Here is a 20,127-nt window from a genome sequence, read left to right on the forward strand (position 1 = left end):
AAAGAGATTCTCAATCCTTTTTGGCCTGTTTATAGTCGATTAAAATGTCCTTTGGCTTGTTCCAGCTGGCTCGGCAAAGCCGGTCATTGATAGTCCGGCCGATGCCTTCATTGGGCACTGCAACAGCAATGATTTCCTCCAGCCCGCAGCGGTCCAGCCGGCGCATCGCCGCATACAGATTGCGGGCCGCCTCTTCTAAGTTCCCTGATACCGAAAGCACTTCCGCCGCGGCAAAATCCCCCGCCTCCGACAAAGGCCGAAACGTCAGCAGCCCAACCCGACGTCCTTTCGGGGGACGTATCAGCTCCGGCGCCAGAAACAAAGGCGTCCGCGGCGCATAATGATGCTCCAGACGGCCCGGTGCCTGCGGAGTATGCTCCGTAAACCCAACACGCTGCACCGGTCCGATAACTTCTTCAATCTGCTCGGCGGAAATCCCCCCATACCGCAGCAAGAGAGGCGGCCGCACGGCCAGCGAAAGAATGGTGGACTCGACCCCTACTGAACAGGGTCCTCCATCCAAAATAAAATCCACGGCATCCCCGAGCTGTTCCCGCACATGCTCGGCACAGGTTGGACTGACATGCCCGAATAAGTTGGCACTCGGAGCCGCCACCGGTACATCCGCCCGGCGCAGCAGGGCCAAAGCCGCCGGATGCGCCGGCATTCGAATCGCCGCCGTCGGCAGCCCGGCCGTCACAATATCCGGCACAATCGGCTCTTTGGGCAGTACCAGTGTCAGCGGTCCGGGCCAGAACCGTTCCGCCAGCAGTTCCGCCTCCTTTGGAAAATCCCGCACCAGACGCCGGGCCTGTTCAATTGTGCCCACATGCACAATCAGCGGGTCAAAACTCGGACGCCGTTTGACTTCGAAAATCCGCCGAACTGTCTCTTCACTCAGCGCATTGGCACCCAGTCCATAAACGGTTTCGGTCGGAAAGGCAACCAGTCCGCCCCGGCGAAGACAGTCCGCCGCCTGCGCAATCTCCTCCTCATTCGGCAAAAACTCCTTCGAACCGATTCTCCGGAGTATCCACTCGGCCGCTTCTCCGATATGCCGAGCAATCGGAGTCCCCGCCGGCACTTCCCGGCAATGCTGCTGTCCATGGCCGGTCAGTACATAGACTCCTTCGGCACCGGCATTTCGGGCCAGTTCGATATCATGCGGATGGTCTCCAATGCAGAACGAACGGCTTAAGTCTATTGAATAATCCTGAGCGGCCTGCCGCAGATAAAACGGACGCGGTTTGATGCATTCACATCCTTCCTGCCGCTGATGCGGACAGACATAAACCTGCGTGATGCAAATCCCCGCCTCCCGCAGCGTGTCCGTCACAAAACTGTTGACGCTCTCAACCTCCTCGGCACGGAGAACCTGCTGGGATATCCCCGGCTGATTGGTCACGATAAACAGAACGAAATGTTCCCCAAGACGCCGAAGCGCTTCGAAGGTTTCGGGGAAAAAAACAACCTCAGACGGTTGACGTACATACCCGATGTCTTCAATCAGGGTGCCGTCTCTGTCCAAAAAAACCGCCGGGCGACGTGTTTGACTCATTTCGGATTCCGTGCTGGCTGTCTGACCACTGCGAGCGAGAGGAGTCGAACCCCCACGTCCTTACGGACACAAGGACCTAAACCTTGCGCGTCTGCCAATTCCGCCACGCTCGCCTGTTTATCCTTTCATCCAATCGCTGTCTTCCTCCTCTTCAGGGCCGAATTCTTCCTCCGCCTCCCCGTCAATTTCCCTCGCCAGGGCCTCCAGTTCATCCTCATCAGGGCGTGCCGGGGTCTTCGGCCCTGCGTGCACTTCTTCAATCTGGGCAATTCGCTTTTCGGCCTCCTGAAGAATCTTTCGGCAATGGGCAATCAGCCGCATTCCCTTTTCGTACTGCTCCAGACTTTCCTGCAGGGGCACCTGCCCGCCTTCGATTTTTTCGACAATCTGGGAAAGGGCCCGAATCGCCTCTTCAAAACTCAGTTTCGACAGGTCATTTTGATTCCCGTCGGTTGTCTTTTTGGCCATGGGTTACGTCTCCTGCTTTGCCGGACCGCATTTCTTCCACCCGGCTCGTAAACTGCAGCCTTTGGGCAAGTTCCGTCAAAATGACATCGCCGACATCAACCTCTTCCAGCCGGCGAATAACTTGTCCGGTCCGCATGTTGATTGTAATGGTATAACCGCGGCGGAGGACAGCCCGCGGGTCCATCGCCGTCAGTTTATTCTCCGCCGCCGACAATTGCAACCGCTTTTGCTCGAGCACTTTAGACAGCCCCTGACGTGCCGCCGCCTGCATCCGCTCCAGACGAAGACGCTGGCCGGCAATCAGCCGCACCGGTTCCAGACGCCGCACGATGTCTTTGGCCTGCTCCAGCCGTCGCCGCAGGCGATCAAACCGCTCCCGCATCACCCCGGCCAGATGAAGCGCAGCCATATCTACACGCTGCCAGGCCCGTTCAACCATTCCCTGCGGTTCCCGGAAGACCCAGCTGGCCAGAATCGTCCGCAGCTGCTCCCAGGCCGTCCGATACGCCGAATGCATCGAATGCACCAGCCGACGCTGAACCATCCCCAGCTGTTTAAGGACTTCGTGCTGGTCCGGTACAGCAAGCATTCCTGCTTTGGTTGGTGTCGAAGCCCGGGCGTCTGCCGCCAGGTCGGCAATCGTTGTATCAATCTCATGACCGACTGCACTGATAATCGGGATTTTCGAGCGGAAAATCGCCCGGGCCAAAACCTCTTCATTAAAGGCCCACAAATCCTCCATCGAACCACCACCGCGTCCGACAATCAGCAAATCCAGCTGCAGCTGCTTGTTATTGCGATTTATCCAATCCAGTTTCCGGGCAATTTCCTCCGCCGCCCCTTCTCCCTGAACCGGCACATCAAACAAAAACAGCCTTACAATCGGCCAGCGATGCCAAATACTGTCAGCTATGTCATGAACAGCCGCCCCGCTTTTGCTGGTGACAATTCCTATCCGTTGCGGAAATTGGGGAATCGGCTTTTTGTACCGCTCCTCAAAAAGACCTTCTGCCTTGAGTTTTTCGTACATCTGCTGAAAAGCAATCTGCAGGGCCCCAATCCCAGCCGGCTGCAAGTCTTCGGCGTAAAATTGAAATTTGCCTTGTGTAGAATAGACCTCGACATGACCGGTCGCCAATATCTCCATTCCATTTTCCGGCTGAAATTTCAATTTCTGGTACTGTCTGGCCCACAAAACACAGGAAATTTGAGATTCTGTATCTTTTAATATAAAATAACAGTGCCCGCTTTGGTGCCGTTTCCAGTCGCTTATTTCCCCTCTGAGGATAAAACGCGAAGGCAAATGCCTGCGGATGGCTTCATTGACCATCGCATTCACCTGAGAAACGGACAAAATGAGTAATTTATCTCGGGCCATAATCAATATTATTGTTGTTATTGTTTATTATATGCGATGTCGAATTTTGAACAATCTCTATATCTGAAGTCAGACTATTTGTGCACCATGAATGTTAAAATAGGAAAAATCTGAAGTCTTTTGCAAATTATTTTAGAGAATTTCCCTTTTTTCTATCAATGGCCCCCTCATCAGAAACGACTTATCTACAGAAGGTCCACGCCTACCAAGCGCATGTGCCAAACCTTCACAAGGCCGAAACAATCGTCACGATTGTTTCGGTTTTTTATTTCTCTTTTCTTCATTTGTTCAAAATCCAAACGAACTTTTCCGTTCCTTCCCCCAACCCTCTGTTCTAAAAACCCGGCTTTTTAGGCCAAAAACTCGACTATTCCATCAAAAAACGCGTCTGTCGATTTGCTGGCACATTCCTTGCACATCCTCCACTCGACTGATAGTGCCTTTATGGAGAATCTTCAATGATTCAGGACAATACCATACTGAACCTTCTGGAAGCAGGGATGCGGGCGGAAGGCATTCGCCAGCAGGCCATTGCTCACAATATCGCCAACATCAATACTCCCGGTTTTCGCCGTTCCGACATCAAGTTTGAAGAGATCCTCCAGGAAGCCCTGAAAAAAAATGAATCCATCGACCCCGATTCGCTGAAACCGGAGATTTATCAGCCGCAGAATACCCCTCTGAATGAGTTCGATAACGATGTGTCTTTGGACAGTGAAGTCGGAGAAATGGTCAAAAATACCATTAAGCACAGGACTTATATGCTGATTTTGAAGAAAAAATACCAGCAGATGGATGCCGCCATAAAAGTATCCGGATGATTCGAAAGGATTGAGAAATGAAAGTGGAGCACCCCAACCTGTTCAATCCAATCGACATCGCCACATCGGGGCTGCGGGCTTACAATAAGCAGATGGAGGTCATCGGCTCCAACCTGGCGAATATTCAAACCACGGACGCTGGCAACGGCCAGCCTTACCGCCGGCTGGTTGCAGAATTCAAAACAAAAGAAGAAGACAGTCTGGCTGGTGTTGAACTGAGTGATATTGTCCAGGACCAAAGTGCCTTTCAGCGGGTCCTGATGCCCGGCCATCCGCAGGCAGACAAAGACGGCTATGTGTTGATGCCCAATATCAACTGGCCTACGGAAATGGTGAATCTGAACCTGGCCAGCCGGGCCTATCAGGCCAACGCTGCCGTTCTCCGGCGCTACCAGAGAATGGTCGAATCGAGTCTGGAACTGTTACGATAAGAAAGGGATGCGCATGAGTGTGCAATTCAACCCAAAAATCCATTATCCCAACACGACGGCTCCCGCCGTATCGAATCTCCCATCCGTTCAGCAGGAGAAAACACCGTCTTTCACAGACAAGATTCTTGAGTCGCTGAACAAGGTCAACGACCAGCAGAACCAGGCCAATCTGTCCATTCTTGACCTGATGACCGGTAAACAGCAGGACATCAACACCGTTGTAGCGGAGGTCGCCAAGGCGGATATGAGTTTCAAACTCCTGGTCGGAGTACGCAACAAACTGGTCGAAGCCTACAAAGAAACCATGCGGATGCAAATTTAGTTCTTTCCGGGGAAGACCTTCAGGGATAACGGAGCGGTATGGGGTTCTTGGATAAAATCAATGCAGTCTGGCAAAAAGTCGGCTTGGTCCAGCGCGCCCTTCTGGCTGCCCTGGTCCTGACGTGCATTCTGACGGCCGTTCTGCTGACCCGCTGGGCCACTCGGCCCGAAATGCGGCTGCTGTTCGGCAATCTCTCTCTGGAACAGGCCTCCAAAATCGCCGACAAAATCAGCGAACAGAACATTCCCTACGAAATCCGCGGCGGAGGCAGCAGCATTTTTGTCCCTGCCGACAAAGTCCACGAACTTCGGGCCCTGGCCGCCCGTGAAGGACTGCTCCCCAAAAGCGGCGAACCCGGCTACGAAATTTTTGACAACGAAAAACTCGGCGTCAGCCCTCTGGTTCAGAAGATGAACTACAACCGAGCCCTGCAGGGGGAGCTGGCACGCACCATTCAGGTCTTTGACGGAGTTCAATATGCACGGGTTCATATCGTTCGGCCTGAACAAACCCTCTTTACCGGCGGCGAGCAAAAAGCAACCGCCTCCGTGATGCTCCAGCTCAAGCCCGGCTGGCAAATCAGTCAATCTACAGTCGCCGCCATTGCCAATCTGGTTGCCGGCGCCGTTGAAGGACTTACACCGGAGCAAGTGACCGTCGCTGACAGTCAGGGACACATTCTTTCCCAAGCCGGAAAACTGGACAGCCATGCCGCCGGAGCCAATACCTATCTGGAGTACCAGAACGCCGTGGAAACGGAGATGGCAAACCGCCTTCAGCAGGCCCTTGAACGCGTGCTCGGCCCGAATCGTTCCACCGTGATGGTCAAGGCCGCTATCGATATGAACAGCGAATCCATCGTCCGCAAAACCTACGAAAAAGGAATCCCCGTCGAGGAAACCATCGACGAAACATCCACCATCAAACAGTCCGCCGGCAGCTCCTCCGAAGAAGGAGGAAGCAATACTCCCTCCTCCACAGAAAAGAAAGGAACAACAACAACCCAATACCAGCTGCCGGAAACCGTCACTACCCAAACAAAAATTCCGGGGCGAGTGACGGCCTGGTCGGTTTCCGTGATTGTGGATCTTTCCAAACCCTCGACGGAAAATCCGGCAGCAGGAACAGAGCAGACTCAGCAAACCGCTTCGCCGGGAAATGAAAACAGTCTGCTGATGTCTGTGGAGGATGTGAAGGAGATTATCCGCACCGCAATCGGTCCGGACCTCCTGAGCGAACAAAACCTTACTGTAAAACATGTGCCGTTTTACCGCCCTCCGGCGGAACCCATCCAGACGGGTCCCAACTGGGAGGGTCTGATTGAAATCGCGCGTCAATTGTCCATGGGGATTCTGGCTGTCAGTGCCCTGCTGGTGCTGCGGATTTTCACCCGCGCCACGGCCAAAGCCGCCGCCCAGCCGGCGTCGGGCGCTGAAATGATGCTCGGCGGCGGAGGAATGCCGATGCTGCCGGCCGGACTGGATTCACCGGCGGCCATGCGGCGAATGATTGCCGCACAGCTTCAGCAGAATCCTGAACAAGTACGCACGCTCTTCAGCAGTTGGCTTGCGGAGGAACAGTAATCCATGCGTCTGAAGGGGATTCAGAAAGCAGCTTTGCTTCTGACCAGTTTGGATGCGGCTACGGCCAAAGAACTGCTCAAGGGCCAGCCCTAGGAGGTGATTCAGAAAATCGCCATGGAACTGTCCCAACTCGATGCCCAGGGCAAGCAAAACAGCGAACAGGCCTACCAGGTGGCCCGTGAATTCTGCGGGCACCTTCAGCAGGCCCAGACAGGCACCCTGCATATCAAAAGCTTCGTCAATTCGCTCATTCACGGCACAGCCGGCAAAGAAAAAGCCGCTGAACTTCAGGCCCGAATGCAGCAGGCCGTCCGGGAAAAGGACCCCTTCCTGGTCATTGCCTCCTCGTCGCCGGCCCACATTGCCGCCGCTCTCGAAAACGAGCCGCCTCAGGCCGTTGCCTTGGTTCTGTCGGCGCTGCCGCCGAAAGTCAGCACCGAAGTCCTCAACCGGCTCCAGCCCGAAAAAAGCCAGCAGGTCATCTGGCGAATGACGCAAGCCATTGAAGTATCTCCCAAAACCTTGCGGCGCATCGGTGAAATCCTCTGCAAGCGAATTATGGACCTGAACCGAGAGGAATCACCGATTGTCAAAGAAACGGTTCCAAAAGAAATGCTGCGCAAGGTGGCTCTGGTTCTCAGCGGACTGGACAAGGAGAAACGGGACGCCCTTTTGAAAGAAATTGAAGCCCGCGACAAGGAGACCGCCAAAACCGTCAAGGCCCTGATGGTAACCTGGGAGGATATTGTCAAAATCGAAGACCGTTCTCTGCAGCAGGTTCTGCGAAATGTGGAGCCGACCGTTCTGGCCAAGGCCCTTCACGGAGCCGATCCGGCGATTGCCGCCAAAATCCGCTCCAATATTTCCGAACGGGCCTCGCAGATGGTCGATGAAGAAATCTCCCTGATGGGCGAACCGCGAAAGAAAGATGTTCTGGCGGCGCGTGAGGAAGTCGTCAAGCCGCTGCGGGAAGCCAATGAGACGGAAGAACTGCTCTTTATCGAGGAGGAAGGATGAAAACGACGGTTGTCCATCTGCCCTCCGGGGCACCGATTTCGTCCGCCGCCCCTGTGGCTCGTCCGACGCGTCCGGAACCGCAGGCCGCACGGCCTGCACCGACCCCGTTGAATCGGCAGATTCAGCAGGCCCTGGCCGCCCTCCAAAAGGCCGCCAAACAGATGCAGGAAACCGCCCAGCGGCTTTTTGCCTCTCATCGCGAGCAGCTGATTCGGCTCAGTATTGAAATTGCCGCCAAAATCCTGGCCAAAGATATTCAGGAACACAACTATCAAATTGAGTCCATTCTTCAGCAGGCCCTGGAAGGAATCGGTCAGGACCGCCCGATGACGGTCCGGCTCAACCCGCAGGACCTGCAGACGATTCAGCAAACCGCAGAAAAAACCAATGAAGCACCCTCCGCCCTGATTCGGTGGATTCCCGATCCGACCGTGAAACCGGCGGAATGTGTGATTGAAACCGAAGAGGGAATCATTGAATGGATCATCGAGGAACATTTGAAACGAATCTCCGAGGCCTTAACTGCCGGGATAAGAGTTCATGACGAAAACGGAAGAGAAAACCTGCTGCATTGATTTTCAGCCGCTTCTGGAAACCGTGCGGAATCTGCACCTGGCGGAACCCAAGGGTGTCATCGTCCGCGTCTCGGGCCTGATTCTCGAAAGCAGCGGTCCGGCGGTCGGTCTGGGAAAACTGTGTCAAATCCGAATGCGGTGCGGACGGACTATCGAAGCCGAAGTGGTGGGGTTTCACGGCGGTCACGTGATTCTGCTTCCTCTGGATACCATCGACGGCGTGGCACCGGGGGATGTGGTCAGTGCCCTGGACAAACCGCGAATGCTTCCGGTCAGCCGCGCTCTTCAGGGACGCGTGCTGGACGGTCTGGGCAGACCCATTGACCACAAGGGCCCGATCCCGGTTGAAGAACTTCGTCCCCTTCAAAGCACAAGCCCTGACCCGCTTCGGCGGAAAATGATTGATCAGCCGCTGCCGCTGGGCATCCGGGCGATTGACGGGCTCCTGACCTGCGGCAAGGGACAGCGTATCGGCGTCTTTGCCGGCAGCGGCGTCGGCAAAAGCGTCCTGCTGGGTGAAATTGCCAACGGCAGCGCCGCCGACATCAACGTTGTGGCTCTGGTCGGTGAACGCGGACGCGAAGTACGCGAATTCATTGAAAAAGACCTCGGATCGGAGGGACTGGCTCGAAGTGTCGTGGTGGTCGCCACGTCCGATTCCGCTCCCATTCAGAGGGTCAAGGCCGCTTTTACAGCCGTAACCATCGCCGAATATTTCCGCGATTTGGGCAGCCATGTGCTTTTTATGATGGATTCCTTAACGCGTTTTGCACAGGCCCAGAGGGAAATCGGTCTGGCCGCCGGAGAACCGCCGGCAACAAAAGGATACTGCCCGAGCGTTTTTTCGATGCTGCCTCGACTCATCGAACGTCTGGGCTGCTGCCCGCACGGAAGCATCACGGGCATTCTGACGGTTCTGGCGGAAGGCGACGATTTGAATGACCCGGTGGCCGACAGCGCCCGGTCCCTTCTGGACGGACATATTGTCTTAAGCCGCAAACTGGCGGACCGAGGACACTACCCGGCCGTGGACATTCTTCAGAGCATCAGCCGGCTGATGCCGGCCGTCGCTTCTGAACCCCACAAAAAGGCCGCTTTGAAACTTCGGGAAATCTACGCAACCTATACGGACGCCGAAGACCTGATTCAAATCGGCGCCTTTGCACCCGGCAGCAATCGGCGGATTGACGGCTCGATCGCGCTGATTGACCGAATCCGTGATTTCCTGATTCAGCCCGTCCGCCAGCGGGCCTCCTTTGAACAGACTATACAGCAGATGAAAGAAATCGCCGACGCCTGGGAACGGCTTCTCTCTGACGGAAACGGCGCCGCGGCGGAAAAACCGAGTCCGAAACCCAAAGCCCGGCTGAACCCGGCCTCTCAGGGGAATCCTAAATGAAAAAGTTTGTCTGGAAACTCCAACAGCTGCTGACCATCAAGGAAAAACAAGAAAACGCCCTGCGAAGCGAGATTGTCGCTTTGACGGAACAGTCGATGGTGCTGCGGGGGCGGATGATGGCTCTTCAGATGAGTCTGCGTGCTCATCAGCGTCAAATCCAGTCTCTTCCGGAAGACCAGCGCATCGCGGCACAGGCCCTCTATTGGCGGCATGCCCCCGTAGTTGATTCCGCCCTGCGGCAGCTGGCCGAACAGAGACGGGCTCTCGAGCAGCGCCGCCGCCAAAAATTGGATGATTATTTGCAGGTACAGAAATTCCGCAAGGGTCTGGAACGGCTTCGGGAAAAAGCCCGACGGCAGTACGAATACGAGGTGAATCTGGAAGAACAGAAACAACTGGATGATTATACGCATACAAACTGGAACCGTCCGACGGCGGCCTCTGTCTAAATCCAACCCGCTTTCGGACAGGAGAAGAAACGTATGAAAAAAATTCATTTGCTGATTCTGATAATGACCGGACTGCTGTGCTTTGCAGCGGCATTCGGTGTCAGCTGGCATCTGAAAAAGAAACGTGCAGCGGCTCTGCCCCAGCCGGCTTCTTCTCCCGCTGCAACCAACAGCTCCGCCGACGCACCTGCTAAAACAGGTCCTTCGTACCTTCTGGCTGCCTCTGATGAATATACACCCGGTTTATCTGAACGGCAGCTGCAGAACCTGATCGAGGACATCCGGGCACGGATGCAGGAATACCGCACCAAAGAAAAACAGCTGGCTCAGGAGGAACAGCGGATTCAGATGACCCAGCAAACCCTGCAGGAGGAAATTGATCGGCTCAATCAGCTGCGGGCCAAACTGGCTGTATTAGCTCAGGAAGTCGAACAAAAACAGCAGGAACTGCAGAAGAGCATTCTCCAGATTGAAGCCCTCGAGCAGGCCAATTTCCAGCGGCTGGCCGCCACCTACGACAAAATGGATACCACCCAGGCCGCCCGTATCCTGGCGGCGATGGCGGCCGGGCCTCAGGCGTCTGATGCCATCAAAATCCTGTATTATATGTCGGAACGGACAACCGCCAAAGTGCTGGGGGAAATCGGGACCGCCCAGCCCGAATTGGCTTCGATGATCAACTTAAAACTGAAACGCATTCAGGAAATACGCTGAACAAGTATGGATATTGCAACAATTATTGGTTTGGTTCTCGGCTTTACAGTGATTTTTGTGTCTGTCGCCATGGGCGGCGGAGTCATGGCCTTTATTGACATTCCCTCCGTCTGTATCGTGGTCGGCGGGATGCTCTGCGCCACAATGATTCACTTTTCTCTGCCGCAGTTTCTGGGGATTTTCTCTGTCATCAAAAAAGCCGTCCTTGTCAAAGTGCCGTCCCCCAACGAACTGATTCAGCAGATGGTCAATTACGCCGCTATCAGCCGCCGGGACGGCGCTCTGGCTCTCGAAGAGCATATCCGAAAAACGGACAACCCGTTCTTGGCCAAGGGCCTCCAGATGCTTGTGGACGGCCAGGATGAGGAAAAAATGCGGGAGCTGCTGTCGCTGGAAATCGAGTCGCTTCAGGAGCGGCACGCACGCGGAAAAAAGATTCTCGAGTTTATGGGGGCCTCCGCTCCGGCTTTCGGAATGCTCGGAACGCTGATTGGGCTGGTCCAGATGCTCCGCAATCTGACCTCGCCGGACCAAATCGGCGCCGGAATGGCCGTCGCCCTGATTACGACCTTTTACGGAGCCATTCTGGCCAATCTCATTTTTATCCCGCTGGCCGGAAAGCTGGGGCTGTATTCCCAGGCGGAAATCACCGCGATGCAGATGATTCTGGAAGGCATCTGCACCATCAGCCGGGGTGAAAATCCCACCATCGTTCGGGAAAAAATGCAGGCGTTCCTGGCTCCGAATCATCGTGAAGAAATCAAAGCCAACATTTAATCTATGGCCGGGTTCAAAAAAAAAGAAGAACAGCAAGGCGCACCGGAATGGCTGGTCACCTTCAGCGACTGCATGACGCTGCTGCTGACTTTTTTTGTGCTGCTCATCAGTTTTGCCACGTTTGAAAAAGAAACCTTCGAGTCGCTGGCCCAGTCCTTTGCCCAGTCCCTGCCTTCAATCGGCTGGAGCCGAATCAGCGACCGTGAATCCTTCCATAAAAAACAGGAATCGAACGACCAGGTCCAGCAAACCAAAGGAACGGAAACCCGAACCAACATCACCCGGATGACCAGCAACTTTATGAAGGAAAAAAAACCGCTGGATTTTCGAAATCTGAAGGTCTTTACAATCCCCTCGGAACAGTTCTTCTGGGGACAGGGAACCGCTATTTCTCAGCCCGGCCGGGAAGTCCTGGAAGCCCTGGCTAAGTTTCTGGGCTCTGTGACGGGCCGGGTAGTCATCGCCGAAACCGGACCGGTGGAGAATACCGAACTTTCTCTGGCCCGCTGCCTGGCTGTTCTCGAATACCTCACTCAGGAAGGGGGGCTGCCCCTGGAGCGGTTCAGCATCTCGCCGGCCACCACCCTGCGGACGCCGCCCCAGAATCGCCAACTGGAAATTACACTGCTGGAACGGAGCATCTACGAATGAGCACCAAGAAACCGCAGGAAAGCCCCGCCGGAGCACCGGCCTGGATTGTCACGTACTCGGACATGGTTACTCTTTTGCTGACCTTTTTTGTCATGCTTATCAGCATGGCCGATACCCGTGTCGATAAACACAAATTTATGGCCGGCAGCAATTCCATACGACGGGCACTGGCGGATTTAGGGCTGAGCGGTTTCCTGATTGAAAACAAAAGCGGGCCTGAATTTAAACATCCCAAGCCGGCCTACAATATTGACGAAGGGATGGATGAGGAAAAAGATCGTTCCATCGATGCCCGGATGGAAATGCTGCGGCGGGTCTTGTTCCAAATCGAAACCAAAATGAAAATCTCCCCTTCTCAAATCGACGGCATTTCCAAAACCTTCCTTCCAATGAAAATCCAATTTGCCCCCAAGTCCGCCGTACTGAATGAAAAGGCCCAAAAAGAGCTTCAGCTGGCCTGGAACCAAATCTGCATCACCACAACCGGCCATGAAGCCATGGTGTATATCCTCGGCTTAGCCGGGGAGGAAAATACACCGTCCGGTCAAATGATTCTTTCAGCCCGCCGAGCCAAAGCCGTAAAAGACTATCTGGAAACTCTGAATACTGCCGACAAAAAATTGCCTATTTTCTGCTGGGGGGCCGGCAGCGGCGGAGAATGGACCAGTCGAAACGGTCTGACAACCCAACAAACCCAAATTCTGATTACCCTGATTATTGAAAAATAACCCGTAAAGCCATTGTACAATAGATGTTCGTTTTCCTGACGCCGGACTTCTGCAACCCCCTGAAACCGGCGGAAAACACCATTTTGCCTAATCGGCACACCTTTTGCATAGTCCCTCTCCACAGACATAATTTCTGTCCTGCAGGAGACGGCTTAATGCTGAAAAAAAGACTGATATGGCTCGGATTGATTCTGGTTTTTTGCCTGGTGGGACAATGGGTTTTGTCCGCCTCCCAACCTGCTGAAGCCGATCCGCCCCAAACCGCTCAGCCGGTCTGGCTGGAGCAAAAACCCTCTTCCCAATCCCAAAATCTGGACAATCTGCATCAAAATCTCGTCCGGCAGCTCTTGATTATGATTCTTATTGTTGCCCTTTTTGGAGGCGGATTGTGGTGGTTCGTCCGCAAATACAGCAAAGGACTTCTGGTCAGCAAAGGCAGATGGATCACTGTAGTTGAAACAGTTCCGCTTGGACCGCGCAAGATGCTTCATCTTGTGGAAGTGGGGCGCAAAAAACTGCTGCTCAGCAGTACGCCGGAAAGTATCCGCTTTCTTGCCGAGCTGACGGAAACCTCTCTGCCGACCTCCCCTCAAAAGGAGCCGTCTTTATGAGAAAGAGCTGCCTTCCGGCTGTTCTTGTTCTGGCGGGTTGGCTCCAATCGGCTTGCCCGGCGCAAAGCCCTGCCCCCGAGCCGGCTGCTTCGGCCGGGCAAACAACCATGCCCACCATCGAAGACCTTCTCAAAATGATCGACAAGGCCTCGACCGACCCGCAGCAGCAGGCCCCGACTCCCTGGAGCGGACCCATTCGGCTGGTATTTCTCTTTACCCTGCTGGCTCTGCTGCCCAGCATTTTGGCAATGATGACATCCTTTACCCGTATTGCCATCGTCCTCGGTTTTGTCCGGCGGGCCTTAGGAACCCAAACCATTCCTCCCAACACCGCCCTGCTCGGTCTGGCCCTCTTTCTGACCCTTTTTACGATGGCCCCGACCTTTTCCAAAATCCATCAGGAAGCGATTCTTCCTTATTTGAATAACCAAATGGAACTCCAGCAGAGCACGGAAATCGCCAGTGACGCTTTGAAGGATTTTATGCTTCGCCAAACTCGGACCTCTGACCTGGCCGTCTTTGTCAATATGGCTCGAATCACCCCGCCGGCCCAGGCATCGGATTTGCCCCTGCACATCATCACCCCGGCCTTTGTCATCAGCGAATTTCGCACCGCCTTCGAAATCGGATGCCTGATGTTCATCCCGTTCCTCCTGCTGGACCTGGTAATTTCGAGTATTCTGCTCAGTGCCGGGATGATGATGCTGCCGCCGGTCATGATTTCACTGCCTTTCAAACTCATACTGTTTATCCTCGTGGACGGCTGGGGGATTCTGGCTCAGGGATTGAGTTTAAGCTTCAAATAAAGGATTGAACCTATGACGGCTGATTACATTCTTTATCTGGGACGCCACACAATGGAAACCGCCCTGCTCGTCTCGGCACCGATTCTCATCGTCTGTGCCGGACTGGGCATTCTCATCTCGCTGTTCCAAACGGTTACCTCCATCCGGGATATGACGCTGGCCACGGCTCCCAAAATCATCGGCGTAGGCGTCACCACCCTGTTTTTCGGCCATTGGATGCTTCAAATCCTCATTAAATTCACCTACGAAATTTTTGCGCAAATCCAGACCTATGGACAGTAAAGTATGGACCTGTTCGGCGGAAGACTCTACGGTTTTTTCCTGATTCTGACTCGGCTGGGGGCCTTCTTTGCCGCAGCCCCCATCTTCAGCTGGGACGTGCTTTCTGTTCAGCTGAAAATCGCTGCGGCCATTTTGCTGAGTCTTTTTTTCACTGTTTTAACCCCTCCGCCGCTCCTGAATAACCCCGCCCCGATTGAAATGGTGCTGCTGCTCGGACAAGAAGTCTTTTACGGACTGGCCATGGGGATTGCGGCCTACTGTCTCTTCAGCGTTATTCATATGGCCGGCCAGTACATCGAACAGGAAATGGGCCTGAGCATCGCCCAGGTCTTTGACCCCTTCAGCGGCGAAGAAGGGCACCCGCTCGGGCTGCTGCTGGAGATTCTTTTCATTCTCCTTTTGTTCAGCACCAACAGCCACTTTCTCCTTCTGGAGGTTCTTTCCCGCAGTCTCGAACGATTCCCTCCGACAAGTACCCCCCATATAGGGGCCCTTATGGAAAGCATTCTGCGCTCCGGCTCCGCCATGTTCCTTCTGGCCCTTCAGCTGGCTGCGCCGATTCTGGCAGCCTTTATGCTGCTGCTGGTCGTTCTGGCCTTTATGGCCCGAATTGCCCCGGAATCCAATGTCCTGTTTCTCAGTTTTCCGCTGCGAATCGGAATAGGACTGCTGATTATCGGTTTCTTCATCCCGTATCTGAATGAATATATCCAGCAGTTCGCCCAGTGGCTCAATCGGCTGCTGCCGTTTTAACCTTCTATGGCTGAAGCCAACAAAACAGAACACCCAACCCCGCGACGTATCGAAAAGGCGCGTCAGGAGGGCCATATCCCTCAAAGCCAGGAGATGCTCGCTGCCATCTCTCTGATTGTGCTGACCCTGATGACCGCCCTGTGCGCCCCCTGGTTTGTGCAGTGGTCCAAACAGCAAATGCTCTCGGGACTTTCCTGTCAGCCGCTCTGGCTGGACAATCCTCAATCCTTTCTGAAATATGCGAATTCCCTGATACTGGAAATCATGAAAATGACAGCCCCTTTTCTGCTGGCTTTGTCGCTGGCGGGAATCGGCGGATGCATTCTGGTCAGCGGATATAACTTCGCCCCCAAGGCCCTCGCCTGGAAACCGGAAAATCTCAATCCGATGCGGGGTCTGATGTCGCTGTTCTCTCCGGAATCCCTCGTGCGGCTGGGGCTGTCCACCGCAAAAATCCTTTTTCTGGCGGTCATTGTGTGGCTTTACCTGCACAACAAGCTTCAATTCCTGACCACATTCCAGTGGATGCCTCCCGACCAGATTCTATCCTCGATAGGACGTCTGGTTTTCGGGGTCGTCATCCGAATTTGTGCAGGCCTGCTGATTCTGGCCGTTCTGGACCTTCTTTATCACCGCTGGCAGTATATTGAAAAACTCAAAATGACCAAGCAGGAAGTCAAAGCCGAATACCGCGATACAGAAGGAGCTCCCGAAGTCAAAACCAAGATCCGCCAGAAACAGATGGAAGCCGCTATGCGGCGGATGCTTCAGGAAGTACCGAAGGCCAATGTGGTCCTGGTGAACCCGGACCATGTGGCCGTCGCTCTCAAATACGACCCCGCTCAGACACCGGCCCCGATTGTCGTTGCCAAAGGAGCCGACCATCTTTGCGAAAAAATCAAAGAAGTCGCCCGCGCCTACGGCGTTCCCATCCTGCGGCGGCCCCCGCTGGCTCGTGAACTGTACGCCACTGTCAAACTGGGCCAGCCCATTCCGGAAAAACTTTACACAGCGGTTGCTGAAATCCTCGCCCTGCTCTATCGGCTGCGTCATACCAGATAATCCTTGCCCGCTTCCGCCGGCCGGCTATACTAAGGGCAATTTCGGATGAGGAAAACCCAAATGAATGCCCCGGTATCAAGCGGACCCTTTCAGGACAGAGCCGGCTGGAGCCGCACAGAACTTCTGTTTGCAGGCATGGCCGCGATGCTGCTGACCGGTATTTTGCTGCCCTGGTCTTCCCCGGCGCTCGATGTTTTATGGATTCTCCAGCTGTCTTTGACAGCCGCTGTGGTTCTAATTTGTCTGAGGGCTCAAAACACCAGTCAGCTGGACGGCTTTCCTCCGCTGACCGCTGCTGCTTCGATGCTGAGTTTTTTGACCGTTGCGGGCTGCCTGAAAGCGATCGTTTTTCACCGAGAAACCTGCGGACGGCTGGTTGGAATGATTGGTCGGACCGTCGCCTCCCTGGAGCCCCTGCTGGCTCTGCTGACGGTTTTTCTCCTCGGTTTTTTTCTGCTGTATCTGGTCCGGCTGGCAAGCCGAAGAATGCGCAGGGCTGCTGAAGACTACTTTTTCCGGATTTTGCCGTTCAAAAGAGCTGGACTGGAAACCGACCGCTCTCTTCAAATCCTCACCTCCGAACAGGCACAGCTGCTGGCCGAAAAAATCCGAAAAGAAGTTCGGTTCTATGCTTCGATGGAGCAGATTCGAAAACTCTTTCTTGCTCAAATTACAGTCAGTGTTTTTCTCCTCCTGACGGCCTGGCCCCTGGCTTGGCTGTCGGAATGGCTTCAGTCCGCTTCCGCCCCATCCGGACAATCTCCGCTGGAAACCCTGGCGCCCCCGTTGGCCGGAACGGCTCTGCTGGCCTGGATTCCCGCTGCCGTAGCCGCCGGCGCCTGTGCCGCTCTGCTTTCCAGAGAATCCTTGGCCCTGCCTCCTGCGGACAGCAAAAGTGAATCCGCTCAAAGCCGCACCATCCAAATCCGCTCCTGTGTTTCCGGCCGAACAGAAGAGATTGAAATTCTGAATCCGCAATCTCTTGCAGAACCATCCCGCAATCCTCAAGTCCCTGAACAAATCGCGGACTTCGAGCTATCCGGGACAGCATCACAGATAGAAATCCGTCCCCTTCCTGTTCAATGCTCTTCCTGGGAAGAATATTACAGATGGATGGAGGAGTTTTTCACTCAGCCGTCTTTCCGGCGGTCCTTTCTTCTGCTGACGTCGGAATCCGTCAAAGACCTGCCGGTCAACACCGTTGTTCACCCTGCCCTGCATTTGGCACGCAGACAAGAGAATGTCCTTCTGCTGGATGCAGACCCTCGAAATGCTGTGGCGAAAGTCTTCTCACTCGACCCGGCTTCTTTGACTGTTCCTGCGGCTGTCCCCCAAATCCGGCATCTCTGGATTCAGACAATCCGCCTGGAAGAATGGATGCGGAAAGCGGCGGAACCGCTTTCAAATGATTTTGCCTGCCGCCTTGTTTACGCCCCCCAGGCATTGCTCCCTCTCGCCTCAGAAACATGGCCTCCTTCCGTTCACGTCCTCTTTTTCAGCACAAAAACGCCCGCCCAAGTTCAGTCTTTTCTTGCAGGATACCCTTCGATTCACCGCGTATACCTGCTCCCGCCGCTGTCCGCCGTCATCCGGCAAGCCGATTAACCAAGCATGTTCAGGCCGGACATCTGCTGCTGAATCAGCTGCAGCGTTCTTTCCAGCCGTGCATATTGATTTTTCAGCCGCGTCTCAACACGACTCAGCCGTTCTTCCTCTCGGCTGATTTGACTGTCCATATTGTCAATGCGGCTCTGGACGCTCTTTTGAACCATGGAAACGCGTCCGGTGCCGACCTTCAGCATGTTGTCCACTACATCATACAGATTGCCTGCAAAGCCCTGCTTGACGCTTACGGACGCATCAAAGCTTCCGTTCTGCGATGTATCGACCGTTAAAACCAGGCTGTATTCAGGATAAGCCGGATATCCGCTGCTGAGGGTATCCGTACTTCCGTACAGAGTATTGCCTTCGATTCGCATATCCCGTGCTGCCGACCAGTCCTCCGTGTTCAGCTTAATCTGCGCCGATGTGATCACGCCGCCTTCCACTGTAACCCGGACATCATACTGGCCGCCCTGCGTATAACTGCTGGCCTGATAAAATTGAATCGTATTGGAATTGCTGTAGCCCGTCTTCTTGGCTCCAATCAGAGAAAGCACCCCCTGATAATCATCTACGAGGGCCTCTTCCAGAATTGTGCTGTCGAGAGTCAGAGTGCCGTCCGCCTTAAATTTGAGGCCGATATCCGCCGGCTTGACAAAGGTATCCTTGTCTGTAAACCCGGCTGCATTAAAGAGAAGCGGAGAACGGATCAGACTTGTAATGCTGGTTAAACTGTACTCCGAAGACAGAATACCGGTCTTTTTCTCCTCTTCATTATAGGTTGTTTTTTCCTTTAAATAGGAAACCGCCGCATTATACGCATCAACCATCGCCTGGAGTTTATCCTTCAGCGTCGTCGTATCACGGTTCAGGGTCACTTCTACGGACCGATACCCATCGGTGTCATTCCCGGTCGCACTGTGCAGATTCAGGGTGACCCCGGCAATCACATCATCAATCGTGTTGGTGCTGCGGCGAATCCAGGTATTTTCATCCGTATCATCCCCCGGCGGATATCCATCCACCTTAATCATCGCATCCTGAGCCGCCTGGGTTTCCAAAAAAGTGGACGGCGCCAGCAGCGTCAGATTGGACGTAATCGAACCGCCGACCGTTGTTTCCGTAAAGGTTGGAGCCGTCCAGGCCGCCGATGACCCCTCTCCGGGCACCAGCTCAAGCGTAATTGACAGGTCACTGGCCCCGCTGGTAAGGTCTGTAAGTATCAGAGTCCCTTCTTCCAGCCGAAGCTTGACCGTATCTCCAAATGCATTTTCAATTTCGGACATCAGCTCTTCCACGGTCGTGTACTGGTTCACATCGAGAGAATAGTCCACCGGCGTACCGTCCCGAAGGGTACCCTGAATCCGAATCTGATCCGATGTGGAACCCGTCCCAAAACCGGAACTGCCCTGTAATTGAGACAGACGGGTCGTCAGCGAAGCGTTGTCCCCGTTGCTCGTTTTCAGGGCCGAAGAAGTATGAACATCCGTATTGCTCGTGTTGATAGCAATCTGATAATCCGAACCGCTTTCACGACCGCTCAGAACCAGATGATACCGTCCGCCGGCCGACTGATAATCCAGAATGCTGGCCGTAATTCCCGGATTATCCGGGTCATTGTTTATCAGAGTTACCAATTCCTCCAGAGTCGTAGTGGCCGTGGTCTGCACTACAAACTCCTTGTTATTATACGACAAAATCAGATTGCCTTCCCCGACATACTGAGTTTTGTAATTAAATCCATTATGCACCCAGCGGTTGGCGGTAGCCAGCTGTCGAATTTTGATATTGTGCGTGCCCTCAAATGCACTGCTGCTGGCAGTTGCGCTCAGCAGGTCCTCATCACTGGTTTTGGCCTGATATGTCCTCAATTGGCTCGAATCCGACAAAGCACTCAGGGCCGAACGAAAAGAAGTCAGCTTGCTGTTCAGGTCGGTCACGGCCGTTCGTTTGTCCTTCAGCGTTGCCAGGCTGGACTGCAAACTGGTCAGTCGGCGTTTTTCCACCTTCATCAGCTGCTCAACAATCGCCGCTGTGTCAATTCCTGTCGAAAGACCGGTCAATTGGATAGATGCCATGGTCTTCTCTCGCAAAACAGAATCGGTCTACCTTCCAATAATCCTATTTTTATTATCGGCTG

General features: G+C 54.3%; 22 protein-coding genes and 1 tRNA gene. 18 read left to right on the forward strand and 5 right to left on the reverse strand.

The features are described 5' to 3' along the window. Positions 1 to 10: 10 nt before the first annotated feature. The 4 genes from PKY88_01105 to xseA all read right to left on the reverse strand — a co-directional run bounded on the left by PKY88_01105 (position 11) and on the right by xseA (position 3,404). Entirely contained in the window at positions 11 to 1,558 is a 1,548-nt protein-coding gene (locus PKY88_01105; GenBank protein HOQ03798.1) for an L-threonylcarbamoyladenylate synthase, read from the reverse strand. A gap of 29 nt (positions 1,559 to 1,587) precedes the next feature. Further along, positions 1,588 to 1,671 (reverse strand) — tRNA-Leu (locus tag PKY88_01110). A gap of 4 nt (positions 1,672 to 1,675) precedes the next feature. After that, positions 1,676 to 2,026, reverse strand: coding sequence for an exodeoxyribonuclease VII small subunit (gene xseB, locus PKY88_01115; protein ID HOQ03799.1), 351 nt, complete (start codon positions 2,024 to 2,026; stop codon positions 1,676 to 1,678). Further along, positions 1,992 to 3,404 carry an exodeoxyribonuclease VII large subunit gene (xseA, locus tag PKY88_01120; GenBank protein HOQ03800.1) on the reverse strand — a complete coding sequence of 471 codons (1,413 nt, stop codon included), beginning with the start codon at positions 3,402 to 3,404 and terminating at the stop codon, positions 1,992 to 1,994. Before xseA ends, xseB begins: the two co-directional genes overlap by 35 nt. Before the next feature lie 458 nt (positions 3,405 to 3,862). Between xseA and flgB the strand changes: the two genes are divergently transcribed. The 18 genes from flgB (at position 3,863) to PKY88_01210 (ending at position 17,990) form a co-directional block, all read left to right on the forward strand. Next, positions 3,863 to 4,225 carry a flagellar basal body rod protein FlgB gene (gene flgB, locus PKY88_01125; GenBank protein ID HOQ03801.1) on the forward strand — a complete coding sequence of 121 codons (363 nt, stop codon included), beginning with the start codon at positions 3,863 to 3,865 and terminating at the stop codon, positions 4,223 to 4,225. Positions 4,226 to 4,242: 17 nt separating this feature from the next. Continuing rightward, complete coding sequence (gene flgC, locus PKY88_01130) at positions 4,243 to 4,656, forward strand: flagellar basal body rod protein FlgC (protein ID HOQ03802.1); 414 nt, start codon at positions 4,243 to 4,245, stop codon at positions 4,654 to 4,656. A 13-nt stretch (positions 4,657 to 4,669) separates the two neighbouring features. Beyond that, on the forward strand, positions 4,670 to 4,978 hold the full coding sequence (gene fliE / locus PKY88_01135; GenBank protein ID HOQ03803.1) for a flagellar hook-basal body complex protein FliE: 309 nt from the start codon (positions 4,670 to 4,672) through the stop codon (positions 4,976 to 4,978). A 38-nt stretch (positions 4,979 to 5,016) separates the two neighbouring features. Further along, positions 5,017 to 6,561, forward strand: a complete 1,545-nt coding sequence (gene fliF, locus PKY88_01140) for a flagellar basal-body MS-ring/collar protein FliF (GenBank protein ID HOQ03804.1) — start codon at positions 5,017 to 5,019, stop codon at positions 6,559 to 6,561. Positions 6,562 to 6,675: 114 nt separating this feature from the next. Next, positions 6,676 to 7,578 (forward strand): FliG C-terminal domain-containing protein, encoded by a 903-nt coding sequence (locus PKY88_01145; protein ID HOQ03805.1) that lies wholly within the window; start codon positions 6,676 to 6,678, stop codon positions 7,576 to 7,578. Then, on the forward strand, positions 7,575 to 8,153 hold the full coding sequence (locus PKY88_01150) for a FliH/SctL family protein (protein HOQ03806.1): 579 nt from the start codon (positions 7,575 to 7,577) through the stop codon (positions 8,151 to 8,153). Before PKY88_01145 ends, PKY88_01150 begins: the two co-directional genes overlap by 4 nt. Further along, positions 8,119 to 9,552, forward strand: a complete 1,434-nt coding sequence (locus PKY88_01155; protein HOQ03807.1) for a FliI/YscN family ATPase — start codon at positions 8,119 to 8,121, stop codon at positions 9,550 to 9,552. The genes PKY88_01150 and PKY88_01155 overlap by 35 nt, the downstream gene beginning before the upstream one ends. After that, complete coding sequence (locus tag PKY88_01160) at positions 9,549 to 10,001, forward strand: hypothetical protein (protein ID HOQ03808.1); 453 nt, start codon at positions 9,549 to 9,551, stop codon at positions 9,999 to 10,001. The genes PKY88_01155 and PKY88_01160 overlap by 4 nt, the downstream gene beginning before the upstream one ends. Positions 10,002 to 10,034: 33 nt before the next feature. Further along, on the forward strand, positions 10,035 to 10,715 hold the full coding sequence (locus PKY88_01165) for a hypothetical protein (GenBank protein HOQ03809.1): 681 nt from the start codon (positions 10,035 to 10,037) through the stop codon (positions 10,713 to 10,715). A gap of 6 nt (positions 10,716 to 10,721) precedes the next feature. After that, positions 10,722 to 11,492 carry a motility protein A gene (locus PKY88_01170; GenBank protein ID HOQ03810.1) on the forward strand — a complete coding sequence of 257 codons (771 nt, stop codon included), beginning with the start codon at positions 10,722 to 10,724 and terminating at the stop codon, positions 11,490 to 11,492. 3 nt (positions 11,493 to 11,495) lie between these two features. Then, complete coding sequence (locus PKY88_01175) at positions 11,496 to 12,143, forward strand: flagellar motor protein MotB (protein ID HOQ03811.1); 648 nt, start codon at positions 11,496 to 11,498, stop codon at positions 12,141 to 12,143. Then, entirely contained in the window at positions 12,140 to 12,871 is a 732-nt protein-coding gene (locus PKY88_01180) for a flagellar motor protein MotB (GenBank protein HOQ03812.1), read from the forward strand. Before PKY88_01175 ends, PKY88_01180 begins: the two co-directional genes overlap by 4 nt. 155 nt (positions 12,872 to 13,026) lie before the next feature. Beyond that, on the forward strand, positions 13,027 to 13,482 hold the full coding sequence (gene fliO, locus PKY88_01185) for a flagellar biosynthetic protein FliO (protein ID HOQ03813.1): 456 nt from the start codon (positions 13,027 to 13,029) through the stop codon (positions 13,480 to 13,482). Continuing rightward, a complete protein-coding gene (gene fliP, locus PKY88_01190; GenBank protein HOQ03814.1) occupies positions 13,479 to 14,288 on the forward strand; it encodes a flagellar type III secretion system pore protein FliP in 810 nt (269 codons plus the stop codon). Before fliO ends, fliP begins: the two co-directional genes overlap by 4 nt. Positions 14,289 to 14,300: 12 nt before the next feature. After that, the gene (locus tag PKY88_01195) at positions 14,301 to 14,570 is read left to right on the forward strand and encodes a flagellar biosynthetic protein FliQ (GenBank protein HOQ03815.1); all 270 of its coding nucleotides are present in this window, start codon (positions 14,301 to 14,303) and stop codon (positions 14,568 to 14,570) included. 3 nt (positions 14,571 to 14,573) lie between these two features. Further along, the gene (locus tag PKY88_01200) at positions 14,574 to 15,323 is read left to right on the forward strand and encodes a flagellar biosynthetic protein FliR (protein HOQ03816.1); all 750 of its coding nucleotides are present in this window, start codon (positions 14,574 to 14,576) and stop codon (positions 15,321 to 15,323) included. Positions 15,324 to 15,329: 6 nt separating this feature from the next. Beyond that, entirely contained in the window at positions 15,330 to 16,385 is a 1,056-nt protein-coding gene (flhB, locus tag PKY88_01205; protein ID HOQ03817.1) for a flagellar biosynthesis protein FlhB, read from the forward strand. A 60-nt stretch (positions 16,386 to 16,445) separates the two neighbouring features. Beyond that, positions 16,446 to 17,990 (forward strand): hypothetical protein, encoded by a 1,545-nt coding sequence (locus tag PKY88_01210; protein HOQ03818.1) that lies wholly within the window; start codon positions 16,446 to 16,448, stop codon positions 17,988 to 17,990. Here PKY88_01210 and fliD read toward each other — a convergent pair. Beyond that, entirely contained in the window at positions 17,987 to 20,065 is a 2,079-nt protein-coding gene (gene fliD / locus PKY88_01215; GenBank protein HOQ03819.1) for a flagellar filament capping protein FliD, read from the reverse strand. The genes PKY88_01210 and fliD overlap by 4 nt on opposite strands. Positions 20,066 to 20,127: the final 62 nt, after the last annotated feature.

The sequence above is a fragment of the Anaerohalosphaeraceae bacterium genome, from assembly GCA_035378985.1.
Lineage (GTDB): Bacteria > Planctomycetota > Phycisphaerae > Sedimentisphaerales > Anaerohalosphaeraceae > JAHDQI01.